The sequence below is a fragment of the Ancylobacter sp. SL191 genome, assembly GCF_026625645.1.
Classification (GTDB): Bacteria; Pseudomonadota; Alphaproteobacteria; order Rhizobiales; family Xanthobacteraceae; genus Ancylobacter.
Genome location: NZ_CP113056.1, coordinates 103,665 through 117,331 on the forward strand (window position 1 = coordinate 103,665; position 13,667 = coordinate 117,331).

The following is a 13,667-nucleotide window of genomic DNA, read 5'->3' on the forward strand; positions in this document are numbered from 1 at the left end:
GCTCTGAAGAGGATCCCATGAAGAAGTTTCTCAACGATCCGGCGCACTTCGTCGACGAGATGCTCGACGGCATCTACCGGGCTCACCCGCAGGTCACCTATGTGAACGACGACAGGCGCTGCCTCGTCGTCGCCACGCCCAAGGCCGGCAAGGTCGGCATCGCCACCGGCGGCGGCTCGGGCCATTTGCCGCTGTTCCTCGGCTATGTCGGCGAGAACATGCTGGATGGCTGCGCCGTCGGCGGCGTGTTCCAGTCCCCCAGCGCCGACCAGATGCACGAGGTCACCAAGTACATCGATCAGGGCGCCGGCGTTCTCTACATCTATGGCAACTACACCGGCGACATCATCAATTTCGACATGGCCGCCGAGCTGGCGGACCTCGACGGCATCCGCGTGATGCAGGTCGTCGGCAATGACGACATCGCCTCCTCCGTGGTGGGCGAGGAGCACAAGCGGCGCGGCGTCGCCGGCATTTTCTTTGTCTACAAGGCGGCGGGCGCGGCGGCGGCCAATGGCCTGTCGCTCGACGAGGTCCACCGCATCGCCGACAAGGCCCGCGCCAATGTGCGCACCATCGGCGTCGCGCTGTCGAGCTGCGTCGTGCCGGAAGTCGGCCACGCCACCTTCTCGGTCGGCGAGGACGAGATGGAAATCGGCATGGGCATCCATGGCGAACCGGGCATCAGCCGCTCCAAGCTCGCCGCCGCCGACGAGGTAGTCGACCAGATGATGGCCCGCGTCTTCGCGGAAGTGGAAGCCGGCGCGGGGGACGAGTTCGCCGTGCTGGTGAACGGCCTCGGCGGCACGCCCAAGGAAGAGCTCTACATCCTGTTCCGCCGCGTCGCGCAGCTCTTCGAGGAAAAGGGCTCCAAGGTGAAATATGTCTGGATCGGCGAGTTCGCCACGGCCATGGAAATGGCCGGCGCCTCGATCTCCGTGCTCAAGCTCGACGCCGAGCTCGACCCGCTGATCGCCGCCCCGGTGAACACCCCGTTCTTCGCGCATTACAAGGGCTGAGGCGATGGCTCACGAGACCCTGCGCGCCGAGGAACTGATCGGCCTGTTCCAGAGCTGGCGCGACCTGTTCGCGGCCGAGCGCGATTTCCTCATCGCGCTCGACGGCAAGGTGGGCGACAGCGATCTCGGTATCACCATGGCCAAGTCCTTCGCCGCCGCCGCCGAGACGGTGAGTGCGGAGGGCGCCGGCGCGGGACTTTCCAAGCTGCTGCGCGCGGCCGGGGCGATCATGGCGAAGACCGCGCCCTCCACCATGGGCACGCTCACCGCCACCGGCTTCCTGCGCGGCTCCAAGGTGCTGGAAGGCAAGGACGCTATCGGCACCGCCGAGGCCGCCGCCTTCTGGCGCGCCTATGCCACCGGCATCGCCGAACGCGGCAAGGCCAAGCTCGGCGACAAGACCATTCTCGACGTGCTCGATCCCGTGGCCGGGGTGCTGGAAGCACAGGCCGCGAGCGGCGCCGCGCTCGGCCCGGCGCTGAAGGCGGCGGCGGACGAGGCCGCGGCGGCACTGGAGCGCACCACGTCCATGGTCGCCCAGCACGGCAAGGCCGCCGCCTTCCAGCAGAAGACGGTAGGCCTGCAGGATGCCGGCGCGACCGTGGGCATGATGCTGGTCCGGCAGATGAGCTCCTTCGTCGGCACCTGACCGGTTCGCGGCGGCGGCGAGCGGGCTTGAGCTGAAGGGATTCGGTGTCGAAAAGCCGGAGGCGTCGCGCGAGACGCGGCGCGTCAGTCGCGGCGCCTCAGTCGAAGACGATGCCGCCATCGACATTGAGCGTCTGGCCGGTGACGAAGCCGGCATCGTCGGAGGCGAAGAAGGCGACCGGGCCGACCACATCCTCCGGCGCGCCGATGCGGCGCATGGCGGTGTTGGCGGTCCAGCGCGCCTTGATCGCCGGATCCTCCAGATTGGTGCGGCCCATATCGGTGAGGATGATGCCCGGACAGACGCAATTGGCGGTGATGCCCTCCGCGCCGACCTCCTGCGCCAGCACGCGGGTGAAGCCCATGATCGCGGCCTTGGAGGCGGAATAATGCGCCTGTTCCGGCGCGCCCTGCTTACCGCCGATCGAGGCGATATTGACGATGCGGCCATAACGGCGGGCGCGCATATGCGGCAGCAGCGCCTGGATGACGAGGAAGCTGCCCTTGGCGTTCACATCCATCACCGCGTCCCAGACGCCTTCGTCCAGCGTCTCGACCGGGCTGGTGATGAGGATGCCGGCATTGTTCACCACCGCCTCGACATGACCGGCCCAGGCGATGGCCGCGCCCACCATGGCCGTCACCTCGGCCTTGGAGCTGACATCGGCGTAGAGCGCGAGGGCGCGCCGCCCACCCGCCTCGATCTCGCGCACCAGTGACGCCAGCGCCTCGCTCTGGCGGGAAATGTCGTTCACCACGAGATCATAGCCGCGTTCGGCGAGGCCGAGCGCGATGGCCCGGCCAATGCCGCGGCTGGCGCCGGTGACGAGGGCGACGCGAGCGGTGTCGGTGGAAGCCATGGGAAGTCTCCTCAAAGGGCTGTGTAGCCGCCATCCACCGCGAGGACGGCGCCGGTGATGAAGCTTGCGGCGTCGCTCGCCAGGAACAGCACGGCATCGGCGATCTCGTGCGGTTCGCCGAGACGGCCCATCGGCGTGCGGTCGAGCCACACATGGAACCAGTCGGGATTGCTGCGGCCGGCGAGAGTGAGCTCGGTCGCGGTGTAGCCGGGCGCCACCGCATTGACCCGCACGCCCCGGCGCGCCCACTCCACGGCGAGCGACTTGGTGAGCATGTTCACGCCCGCCTTGGCGGCGTTGTAGGCGATTTGCGGCTGCGGATGGACGACGATCTCCCCGCACATGGAGGAGACATTGACGATGGCCCCGCGCCCCTCCGCCACCATCGCGCCACCGATGAGCTGGGCGCAGTTGAAGACGCCGTTGAGATCGACGTCGATCACCGCCGACCAGTCCTCCACGCTCATCTCCGCCGCCGGGGCGTTGCGGACGATGCCGGCATTGTTGACGAGGATATGCGGTACGCCATGGCTCGCGCGCAGAGCCGCCAGCGCGGCGGCAATACCGGGCCGATCCGTCACGTCGAGCGCGAGAGCGTCAGCCCGGCCGCCCTCGGCGCGCAACTGGGCGGCGAGCGCCTCGGCCGCCGCGACATCGCGGTCGGCGACGATGACATGAGCACCCGCGCTTGCGAAACGGGTGCAGATCGCCGCGCCGATCCCCCGCGCCCCGCCGGTGACCAGCGCCAGCCGGTCGTCCAGTCGGAACGCGTTCATCGGGCTGCCCCGGTCGACGTCGCGGGAAGGTTCTTCAGCGCCGGGTAGAGCGCCCGGTAGCGCTGATAGATCTCGTCATAGCGGGCGGCCTCGCGGGCGCGGGGCTCGATGCGCCGGCCCGGCCGCACCATGGCGGCGATGCCCTCGTCGATGGAGGCGAAGTGCCCGGCGCCATGGGCGGCGAGCACGGCAGCGCCAACCGAGGGCGCCGCGCTGGAGGCGGGCACGCAGACCGGCAGGCCCGACGTGTCGGCATGGATCTGCAACCACAGCTCGGAGGCCGTCGCCCCGCCGCCGACCGTCAGCTCGGTCGAGCGGAAGCCGGCCTCCGCCATCTGGTCGAGAATGGCGCGCGTGCCGAAGGAGATGCCCTCGATGATCGCGCGGAAGATGTGCTCCGGCCCATGCGCCAGCGTCAGCCCGATGACGGCGCCACGCGAGAGCGGGTCGACATAGGGCGTGCGGTTGCCCTGAAAGTGGTCCTGCACGATCAGCCCGTCGCAGCCCGGCTCCAGACGCGCGGCGGCGGTGTTGAGCGCGTCGAGGTCCATCGTCCCGCCCATCAGCCGCTTCATCCATTGCAGGATCGAGCCGGTCGAGGTCTGCCCGCCCTCGATGATGTGGCGGGCCGGATAGACCGCGTCGGGATAGGAACCCCATAGACCGGGGTGATGCACCTCGCGGTCCGACACGCCGAACTGCAGATGCGAGGAGCCGGTGATGAGGGCGAGCTGGCCGGGCTTGGCGACGCCGAGGCCGATCATGCCGATCAGCGCATCCGCTCCGCCCTGCACGAGCTTCACCCCGGTATGCAGGCCGATATGCTCGGCCGCGCGCGCGGTAAGCGTGCCGATCACGGTCCCCGGCGCGGCGACCTCGGGCGGCCATTTGTCGAGCAGCGCCTCCAGCCCCAGCGCCGTCACCAGCGAGGCCGCGAAGCCCCCGCGCGTCGTCGCGTAGTGCCAGCGGATCGAGGCGTTGTTGAGCGAGGCGACCCGCCGCCCAGTCAGGCGGATGGTCATGAAGTCCTGATACTCGCCAATGGTGACGGCACGCTCGAAGATGTGCGGCTCGTGGCGCTTCAGCCAGAGCGCCTTGGGGATCATCCACTCCGCCGAGACCGGCCCGCGCCCCGCCCCATTCGCCGCCAGCGCGGGATCACCGGTGGCGAGCACGGCCTGCGCCTCCTCGCCGGCGCGCACATCCATCCATAAGAGCGCCGGGCGCAGCGCGTTGCCCTCGGCATCGAGCGCGACCACGGTGCAGGAGGTGGTGGTGAGGCAGATCGCCTCCACCGCCTGCGGATCGACGCCGGCTTTCGCCAGCGCCGCCTTGGTGGCGATGCCGAGCGCGGTCCACCAGTCCTCCGGGTTCTGCTCGGCGCGGGCGCCGGGTGCGAACTCCGTGCCATAGGGATGGCTCGCCTGACCGAGACAGGCGCCGGACGGGTCATAGACGCCGGCGCGCAGGCTCTCGGTTCCGCCGTCGACGGCGACCACATAGGCCATGTCGTTTCCTCCAGAAGATCGCGGGAGTTGATCTCCCGTCGCAACCCGTTATCGCGAGCGGTCAGTTGGCCTCGTCGAAGGCCTTCAGCGCCTTGGCGCCGTAGACCATGGCCGGACCTCCGCCCATTTCCACGGCGACGGCCAGCAGTTCGAGCAGATCCTCGCGCGCGGCACCGAGCCGGCGGGCGGCATCGACGTGGTAGACGACGCAGTCCTCGCAGCCGCACACCACGCCGAAGGCGGCGGCGAACAGCTCCTTCTGCGCCGGAGTGAAGCGCCCCGCCGCGCCCGCCGCCTTGGAGAGCTGGCGAAAGCCGGCGGCGACCTCGGGCACCGCCTTGGCGAAATGGGCGAGGCGGGCGTGAACCTCCTTCAGCTCGCTGCTCATGCGGCGTCTCCTTCAAACAGCGCGAGAATTTCGCCCGGCTGGTCCCAATGCGGCATATGGCCGGCGCCGGCGACGAGATGGATCGCGACGCGCGAGGGCGCCACGGTGACCTGCGTCCATGGGATGATGCGGTCCTCCAGCCCAACCACGAGCCGCACGCTCATGCGCCGGGACAGGCGGGCGAGCGGCTCGACGATGTCGACCTTCTGGCCACCCGCGCCGAACGCGTCCTCGGCGAGCGCCGTGAGCCGGCCGGCACCCAGTGTCGCGGCAAGGCCGGCGACGGCGGCATCGGACAGCCCGGCCGGACGGGCGGTGAGGCGGCGCAGCAAATGACGCAGCGCGCCGGGCGAGGGGCGCGCGGCCATGCCGGCGATGAAGTCGCTGTCAATGGCGAGCCCGAGGCCAGCGGGGCAGAGCAGCGTGAGGCGCTGCAGCCCCGGCAGCGCTTCCGCCAGCGCCACCGCCGCGACGGCGCCCAGCGAATGGGCGACGATCTCGGTCGGGGCGAAGCGTTGCGCGGCGAGAAAACCAGGGAGCGGCGCGGAAAGATCGGCCGCGCCTGTCGCCTCGGCATCGGTCCCGCCATGGCCCGGCAGGTCCGGCACCAGCACGTCATAACCGGCGCGGCCGAGCTGGTTGCCGAAGGCGGCGAAGGTGGTGCGGTCGCCGGCGAAGCCGTGCAGCAGCAGCGCCCGCCGCGCCGCGCCGGGCGTCCCATGGCGATCAAAGGCGATGGCACCCGCAGCGGCGACCGCTCCGCCCGCCAGCGCCGCTTCGACATCGCGTGCCTCGATGCGCCCACGCCGGCCGCTGCCGCGCAGGCTGGCAAGGTCGATCCCCGCCCGCGCGGCGAGCCGCCGGGCGATGGGGGTAGCGCGCCGGGGGGCGGCGGGGTCGGCGGGAGCGTGGGTCACCGCCGCGACACACGCCGCCACGGGGGCGGTCGTCGCTGGGGCAGTCGTCCCTAGAGTCGCATCAGGCGCCGGGGCGGCCAGGCTCGTCTCCTCAGGGAGGAAGCCTTCCATAGCGGCATCCGCCACCGCGATCTCCACCCGTGCCAGCGGCGCGCCGACCGGCACCATGGAGCCCAACTCCACCAACGTTTCCACCAGCGTGCCGTCCATCAGCGCCGGGAACTCGGCGACCGTCTTGTCGGTCTCGATCTCGAACAACCCGTCGCCGCGCTTGAAGGCCGCGCCCGGCTGAACCATCCAGCCAACGATGCGCCCTTCATCCATGGTCTCGCCGAGGCGCGGCATGGCGAGGGTGCGCGTGACGCGCCCGCTGGCGGCCAGCGCCGGACTCGCGCCGTCCTCGCCCTTCAGCCGAGCGATGGGAGCGCCAACGACGATCATGTCGCCGGGCGCGACCAGCTTCTCGGCCAGCACGCCATCGGTGAGCGCGGGCAATTCGGCCACGGTCTTGTCGGTCTCGATTTCGAGGATCGGGTCGCCGCGCTTGAAGGCATCGCCCTCGGCGATCAGCCAGCCGACAATGCGCCCCTCCTCCATCGTCTCGCCGAGACGGGGCATGGTGAGAATGGCGGCGCTCATGACAGCAGCCGCCGCACGGCGTCCCCGATGAGCGCGGGAGACGGCACGCTGCCGGCTTCCAGCTCCTGCGACACGGAAATCGGAATGTCCTCGCCGGCGATGCGGATCACCGGCTCATGCAGGAAGTCGAAGCATTCCTCGGTGATGCGCGCCGACAGCTCGGCGGCGACGCCGGCGGTCAGCGGGCCTTCCGAGACCACGGCCACCCGGCCGATTTTTTCGACATGCTCAATCACCGTGTCCATGTCGAGCGGGTTGAGGGTGCGCAGGTCGATCACCGTCGCCTCGATGCCCTCCTTCGCCAGCGCCTCGGCGGCCTCAAGCGCGTAATGCACCTGCCGCGAATAGGTGACGATGACCACGTCCTTCCCTTCCCGCCGCACCGCAGCCTTGCCCCAGGGCAGCTTCGCCGTGGTGAGGTCAGCCTCTTCCTTGCGGGTGTAGAGCGCCTTGTGCTCGATGAAGACGACCGGGTCCGGCATGGTCAGCGCGTGGCGCAGCAGGTGGTAGGCGTCCTCGGCGGTGGCGGGCATGACGAGGCGCAGGCCGGGCATGTGCATCACCCAGGCTTCCAGGCTCTGCGAGTGCTGCGCGCCGGCGGAGCGGCCGGTGCCGCCCTGCGTGCGCAGCACCATCGGCACGCCGATCTGGCCGCCGAACATGTAGCGGATCTTGGCCGCTTGGTTGGTGAGCTGGTCCATGGTCATGCCGAGGAAGTCGACATACATCAGCTCGGCGACGGGCCGCAGGCCGGTCATCGCCGCGCCGACGGCGGCGCCGATGATGGCCGGCTCGGAGATCGGCGTGTCGATCAGCCGGTCGCCGCCGAACGTGTCGATCAGGCCCTTGGTCACGCCATAGGCGCCGCCATAGCGGCCGACTTCCTCGCCGATGACGATGACGCGCTCATCCGCTTCCATCGCGTCGATGAGCGCCTGACGCAGCGCGTCGCGGTAGGTGATCTGGACCATCAGCGGATTTCCTTGGACAGAACGCGGTCGAGCCGGGTGCGGACAGGCTCGGGCTCTGGCTCGCCGACGGCGAACACGTCGCGGAACATGGAGGCGAGCGGCGGCGCCGGGGAGGCCGCGGCGAAGTCGATCGTCGCGTCCATCTCGGCGGCGATCTCGGTGTCGAGCGCGTCGAGCGCGCTTTCCGGGGCGAGGCTCCGCTCCAGCAGAGCGGCGCGGGCGTGCTTGACCGGATCGCGCTGGCGGCCGGCGAGTTCCTCCTCCTCGGCGCGGTAGGGGCTCTTGTCCATGCGGGCATGGCCGAAGAAGCGGTAGCAGGAGACGGCGAGGAAGCCCGGCTTGCCGGCGCGGGCGGCGTCGACCAGATCCTTGGCGGTCGCGGCCACCGCCTCGACGTCATTGCCATCGACCATGGCGCCCTGCAGGCCGAAGGCGCGGGCGCGCTCGTCGAACGCCTCGTTGCGCGTCGCCTGATCGACGCGCGTGCCCATGCCGTACTGGTTGTTGATGCAGACGAACAGCACCGGCAGCTCCCAGAGCGCCGCCATGTTCATGCTCTCATAGAGAATGCCCTGCCCCATCGCCCCGTCGCCGAAGAAGGCGATGGAGACGCTGCCGGTCTTCAGCCGCTTGGCCGACAGGCCGGCCCCAACCACGGCGGGAATACCGCCGCCGACAATGGCGTTGGCGCCGAGATGGCCGAGCGCCATATCGGCAATGTGCATCGAGCCGCCCTTGCCGGCGCAGTAGCCGGTTTCCTTGCCGGCGATCTCCGCCATCATCCGCGACGGGTCGGCGCCGCGGGCGAGGAAGATGCCGTGGCCGCGGTGATGGGTGGTGAAGGTGTCCTCCGGCCGCATGGCGCTGGCCACGCCCGCCGCTGCCGATTCCTCGCCGATCGACAGATGCAGCATGGAGCCGGCGGAGAGGCCGCGCACGAAGAGTTCGCCCACGCGCTCCTCGAAGGTGCGGATGCGCCGCATGGTCCGGTACAGGCCGAGAAGATCGGTATTGGTCCCGGCGGGCGGGGAGGCAGATCGGGTGTCGGTCATGACGGGGACTGGTCCTTGATGACGCACGTTCGCTCAGAGGAGCTTCAGCTTTGTGGTGCGGGAGACGATCGCGACGGCGACGATGATGATGACGCCCTTCACGATGCTCTGGATGTAGGTATCGAGGCCGATGAGGTTCAGCCCATTATTGATGACGCCGATGAACAGCGCGCCGAAGAAGGTGCCGGCGATGGTCGCCGTCCCCGGCCGGAACATCGTCATGCCGATGAACACGGTGGCGAGGCCGTCGAGCAGATAATCCTGCCCGGCATTGGGCTGGCCGGAGCCGAGGCGGGCCGAGAGCAGGATGCCGGCGGTCGCGGCGAACAGGCTGCAGATCACCAGCGCGAGCTGGCAGTAGCGCCGCCCGCGAATGCCGGAGAGTTCCGCCGCCTTCAGGTTGCCGCCCACCGCGTAGATGTAACGCCCGACAATGGTGCGCTCCATGACGAACCAGGCGAGGATGACCGCGCCGAACATGATGAAGGCGAGCACCGGGATGCCGAAGATCCGCCCCTGCCCGAGCACCAGATAGCTGTCCGGCAGGCCGCCATAGATCGCCCGGCCGCCGGAGAGCAGGAAGTTCACGCCGAACAGGATCGAGCCCATGGCGAGGGTGGCGATGAGCGAGGGCACGCCAACGATCGTCACCAGCAGGGCGTTGACGAGACCCACGGCGAGACCCGCGCCCAGCCCGGCGGTGAGCGCCACCGGCAGCGGCCAGCCGGCCACCAGCAGGGTCGGCGCGATGAGGCCGGCAAGGCCCGCCATGAAGCCGACCGAAAGGTCCATCTCCCGCGCGGCGAAGCCGAAGGTGAGGCCGATGGCGACGATGGTCAGCATCGAGATCTGCTGGAGGATGTTCAGCAAGTTCGAGGTGGTCAGGAAGCGGTCGACGCCCAGCGAGAAGCCGATGAACAGCAGCGCGAGCACGACCAGGGTCGAGTAGCGCAGGAAGAGCTGCTTGCGCTGGCGGGCGGTTTCGCCGGTGCGCGGCGTCGCGGCGGTTGCGCGGGCGTCGGTGTTCATGCCCGCGCTCCCGACATCGCCGCGATGAAGCTCTGTTCCGAGAAGTTGGGCCATGCGAGGTCTCCGAGGGCTTGCCCGTTAACGAAGGATATGACGCGGGTGGAGAGGTCCGCGATCTCGATGAGGTCGGAGGAAGCGACGAGGATCGCCGTGCCCTCGGCGGCGAGGCCGCGCAGCAAAGCGTGGATCTCGCGCTTGGCGCCGATGTCGACGCCCTCGGTCGGTTCGACGAAGATCATCAGCCGGTAGCGGCCCTTGGCGCCGTAGAGCCATTTGCCGATGGAAATCTTCTGCTTGTTGCCGCCGGAGAGCTCGCCCACCGCCTGCTCGGTCGAGGAAGCCTTGACGGAGAGGCGTGCCATCACGGCGCGCGCCTCGGCGCTCTCGCGGCGCGGGCTGAGGATGCCGAGCGCCCCGAAGGCGCCGGCCTCGGGATGCACCATGGCGAGGTTCTCGCGCGCGCTCCACTCGCCGATCAGCGAGTGGATCATGCGGTGGTCGGGGATGAAGGCGACACCGCGCCGGCGCATCGCATGCGCGGTGACCTGCAGCATGACCTCGCCGCCGAGGCGCAGCGTGCCGCCCGCGAGGTCCGGCGCGTCATAGAGCGAGCGGGCGAAGGCGAAATGGCCGGAGCCGGTGAGGCCGATGAGACCGACGATCTCGCCGGCCCGAATGTGGAAGGCGCCGACCTCGGCTTCCGGGATCCGCCAGTTCGAGACCTCGACGACCGGCGCGCCAAGGGCCCCGCCCCGCCGGTCCCGCTCGGCGCCATCGGTGGGGCCGTGCCCGCGCTGGAGCATCAGCGCCGTCAGTTCGCCCTCGCTCGTCCCGGCGGCCGGGAAGGTGCGGATCAGGCGCCCGTCGCGCAGCACGGTGATGCGGTCCGACAGCGTGATGATCTCGGAGAGGAAATGGCTGATCAGCACCACGCCGACGCCCTGCGCCGGCAGGCGGCGGATGATCGCCCAGAGCCGCTCCTTCTCGCGCGCCGGCAGCGTCGCGGTCGGCTCGTCGAGTATGAGGATGCGGATCTGGCCGCGCAGGGCACGGACGATCTCGATGATCTTCTGGTCGGCATAGGGCAGCGTCTCGACCGGCTGGTCGAGGTCGATGGTGAGATCGGGGAACCAGCGCGCCAGCAGAGCACGAGCCTGATCGCGCAGCGCGCCGCGCCGGACGATGCCGCCCGGATAGCGCGGCTCGCTGCCGAGCAGGATGTTCTCAGCGCCGGTGAGACTCGGCACGAGGCTGCCCTCCTGCGAGACATGGGCGATGCCGCGCGCCAGCGCCTCGCCCGGCGAGGTAAGGCGGACCTCCGCGCCGTCGAGCGTCATCCGGCCCTCGCTGGGCAGGCGGCTGCCACCGAGGATGGAGACCAGCGTGGTCTTGCCCGCGCCGTTCTCGCCGATCAGGCCATGGACCTCATCCGTGCGAAAGGCCACGCTGACGCGATCGAGCGCGCGCGTGCCGGGATAGTCCATGATGATGTCGGTGAGTTCGATGGCCATGGCCGCTGCCTCCGCTGGCGAAAAAGAACGGCCGGCGCCTGGGGCACGCCGGCCGCCAGACGCTCACTTGGGGAGGAAGTCCTTGCAGTTGGCCTTGGTGACGAGGGGAGCGTCGAGATAGACGACCTTGGAGGGAATGACGTCGGCGGCCGGCTTCTTCTCGACCACGATGTCCTCGATCCACTCGCCGGTCTGCGCGCCCATCTTCTCGAAGGGCTGGCTGATGGTGGCGATCATCTGGCTGCCGGGCTTGCAGACCTCGGCGATCGCCTGCGGGTGGCCGTCAATACCGATGACCTTGGCGTGGGTGTTGCCACCGGCCTTCAGCGCGTTCAGTGCCGCCTGCGCCGGCTCGTCCCACGGCGCCCACACGCCGTCGATCTGGTCGCCGAAGCGGGTCACATAGTCCTGCATCGAGCGGGTCGTGTCCTCGAAGAAGGCCGTGTAGTCGATGTTGTGCTCGGCCAGCACCTTCACGTCCGGGTATTCCTTCAGCACGGTGGCCATCGTCTCGCCGCGCTTGCGGGTGCCGTGGTGCTCGGCCATGCGCAGGAAGATGATCTTCGGGTTCTTGCCGAGCTCGTTGAGGAAGAAGGGTGAGACGGTGGCGCTCATCGCCCAGTTGTTGGTGGTGACATCGACCAGCGTGCCGTCCACCGAGCCGCTGTCGACGGTGAAGATCGGGATCTTCTGCGCGACGGCTTCCTTGATCGCGGCCGAGGAGGCCCGTAGATCGGCCATGGAGATGATGATGGCGCCGACGCCGCGCGAGGCGGCATCCTGGATGTTGGCGGCGGTCTTCTCGCCCGAGCCGCCGCTGTCGAGATAGGCGACCTTCCAGTCGGACTTGCCGGTTTCCTTCAGCCAGGCCTGGAAGCCGGCCTTCACGCGCTGCTCGGACTGGGCGGCGGCGTTGGAATGCACCCAGGCGATGTCCAGCGCGAAGGCCGGCACCGCCGCCATCACGGTCGCGGCGGCGACCGCACCGAGGACGCAGTTCTTCATTGCTCGGAATGGCATTTTACAGTCTCTCCCTAACTGCGCCGGCCTGGCGCAGGATGTGTCGACCGCCTCTGTCGGGCGTTGCGGAGAGGCTAGTTCAGGCTCGATACAAACGTCAAGATGAATTACATTTGTCACGAGGCATGATGGACGAGACCGACGATACGCTGATGGTGAAGGCCGCCTGGCTCTACCATGTGGGGGGCCTGAACCAGGCCGAGACCGCCGAACGGCTCGGCCTGACGCGGGCGCGGGTCAACCGCCTGCTGGCCGATGCGCTGGAGGAAGGGGTGGTGTCGATCACCGTCGACCGACAGCTTGCCGGCATGGTGCCGGTAGAGGAGGCCCTGCGCCGGCGCTTCGGGCTCGACTTCTGCCAGGCGACCCCGGCGCTTGATCTCGGCCTCGGCCGCCAGTCGGCCCCGGACGCCGGCGACCGGGCGGGACTTTCGCCGGCGCAGAAGGTGGCGTTTCGCGCGGTCGGCCTACTCGGCGCCAATCACCTGCGGGCGCATCTCGCCCGCGACGAGCCGGCGACCGTCGGGCTCGGCTGGGGCCGCACGCTCGAGCAGATGACGCTGCACATGGCCGGTGTCAGCGCGCCGAATGCGCGGTTCATCTCGCTGATGGGCTCGCTGACCGCCAATTCCGCCTTCAACCCGTTCGAGCTGGTCCATACCCTCGCGAAGCGGACCGGCGGCGAGGGCTATTTCCTGCCCGTGCCGTTCATCGCCGACACGGTGGAGGACAAGCAGGTGCTGCTCTCCCAGCGCCAAGTGGCGAAGGCGCTCGCCATCGCCGGCACAGCGACGCTGTGCATGATCAGCGTCGGCGAGCTGGAGGAAGGCGCGCTGCTGCGCCGGCAGGGCATGCTCACCGTGGCCGACCTCGAGAGCTTGCATAAGGCCGGCGCGGTGGGCGACACCAACGGCATCTTCTTCGATGCGCTGGGCCGCCCGGTCGATCACCCGCTGAATGAGCGTACCCTCGCCGTGCCGTTCGACGTGCTGCGCGGCCTCAATGTCGTGCTGATGGTGGCCAGCCCGGAGAAGACCCGCGCCGCCGCCGCGCTGCTCGCCAGCGGCATCGTCAACGGCCTCATCATCGACGGCGACGCCGCCCTTCGCCTTGTCGAGCAGGGCTGAGCCCGACGGGAGCGCAGGCCGCGCCGGTGGCTCGGTCGCTCAACCATGGTTCGACGTGGCGCTCGGCCCTCCACCGAGAGCGCGGCGCTGAGGTCCGCATCGGCCTTGTTGACGCCCTGGCCGATGGGGGTGTCGCCGACCACGACCACAGTACCGACTTGGCGCGCGGCGCCGACGACAACCAACGCCTCGACCTTCAGCC

General features: G+C 69.5%; 13 protein-coding genes. 3 read left to right on the forward strand and 10 right to left on the reverse strand.

What is annotated here, in order from left to right:
* Positions 1–17 precede the first annotated feature (17 nt).
* Together OU996_RS00470 and OU996_RS00475 are read left to right on the forward strand one after the other, a co-directional pair.
* Positions 18–1,019, forward strand: coding sequence for a dihydroxyacetone kinase subunit DhaK (locus OU996_RS00470; protein ID WP_267583730.1), 1,002 nt, complete (start codon positions 18–20; stop codon positions 1,017–1,019).
* Positions 1,020–1,023: 4 nt separating this feature from the next.
* A complete protein-coding gene (locus tag OU996_RS00475) occupies positions 1,024–1,668 on the forward strand; it encodes a dihydroxyacetone kinase family protein (RefSeq protein ID WP_267583731.1) in 645 nt (214 codons plus the stop codon).
* 97 nt (positions 1,669–1,765) lie between these two features.
* On the opposite strand, the gene OU996_RS00480 is transcribed toward OU996_RS00475, so the two are convergent.
* The 10 genes from OU996_RS00480 to OU996_RS00525 all read right to left on the reverse strand — a co-directional run bounded on the left by OU996_RS00480 (position 1,766) and on the right by OU996_RS00525 (position 12,338).
* On the reverse strand, positions 1,766–2,527 hold the full coding sequence (locus OU996_RS00480; protein WP_267583732.1) for an SDR family NAD(P)-dependent oxidoreductase: 762 nt from the start codon (positions 2,525–2,527) through the stop codon (positions 1,766–1,768).
* A gap of 11 nt (positions 2,528–2,538) precedes the next feature.
* Positions 2,539–3,303, reverse strand: a complete 765-nt coding sequence (locus OU996_RS00485; RefSeq protein ID WP_267583733.1) for an SDR family NAD(P)-dependent oxidoreductase — start codon at positions 3,301–3,303, stop codon at positions 2,539–2,541.
* Entirely contained in the window at positions 3,300–4,811 is a 1,512-nt protein-coding gene (locus OU996_RS00490) for an FGGY-family carbohydrate kinase (protein WP_267583734.1), read from the reverse strand. The genes OU996_RS00485 and OU996_RS00490 overlap by 4 nt, the downstream gene beginning before the upstream one ends.
* Before the next feature lie 61 nt (positions 4,812–4,872).
* Entirely contained in the window at positions 4,873–5,199 is a 327-nt protein-coding gene (locus OU996_RS00495) for a carboxymuconolactone decarboxylase family protein (protein WP_267583735.1), read from the reverse strand.
* Positions 5,196–6,755: an alpha/beta fold hydrolase gene (locus tag OU996_RS00500; RefSeq protein ID WP_267583736.1), complete on the reverse strand. Its 1,560-nt coding sequence runs from the start codon at positions 6,753–6,755 to the stop codon at positions 5,196–5,198. The genes OU996_RS00495 and OU996_RS00500 overlap by 4 nt, the downstream gene beginning before the upstream one ends.
* Entirely contained in the window at positions 6,752–7,726 is a 975-nt protein-coding gene (locus OU996_RS00505) for an alpha-ketoacid dehydrogenase subunit beta (RefSeq protein ID WP_267583737.1), read from the reverse strand. Before OU996_RS00505 ends, OU996_RS00500 begins: the two co-directional genes overlap by 4 nt.
* The gene (locus OU996_RS00510; protein ID WP_267583738.1) at positions 7,726–8,778 is read right to left on the reverse strand and encodes a thiamine pyrophosphate-dependent dehydrogenase E1 component subunit alpha; all 1,053 of its coding nucleotides are present in this window, start codon (positions 8,776–8,778) and stop codon (positions 7,726–7,728) included. The genes OU996_RS00505 and OU996_RS00510 overlap by 1 nt, the downstream gene beginning before the upstream one ends.
* Positions 8,779–8,811: 33 nt before the next feature.
* Positions 8,812–9,807: an ABC transporter permease gene (locus OU996_RS00515; RefSeq protein ID WP_267583739.1), complete on the reverse strand. Its 996-nt coding sequence runs from the start codon at positions 9,805–9,807 to the stop codon at positions 8,812–8,814.
* Positions 9,804–11,318: a sugar ABC transporter ATP-binding protein gene (locus tag OU996_RS00520; RefSeq protein ID WP_267583740.1), complete on the reverse strand. Its 1,515-nt coding sequence runs from the start codon at positions 11,316–11,318 to the stop codon at positions 9,804–9,806. Before OU996_RS00520 ends, OU996_RS00515 begins: the two co-directional genes overlap by 4 nt.
* Before the next feature lie 63 nt (positions 11,319–11,381).
* Positions 11,382–12,338, reverse strand: a complete 957-nt coding sequence (locus tag OU996_RS00525) for a sugar ABC transporter substrate-binding protein (protein ID WP_267583741.1) — start codon at positions 12,336–12,338, stop codon at positions 11,382–11,384.
* Between the two features lie 128 nt (positions 12,339–12,466).
* On the opposite strand from OU996_RS00525, the gene OU996_RS00530 reads away from it, so the two are divergent.
* Positions 12,467–13,465: a sugar-binding transcriptional regulator gene (locus OU996_RS00530; RefSeq protein WP_267583742.1), complete on the forward strand. Its 999-nt coding sequence runs from the start codon at positions 12,467–12,469 to the stop codon at positions 13,463–13,465.
* Positions 13,466–13,667: the final 202 nt, after the last annotated feature.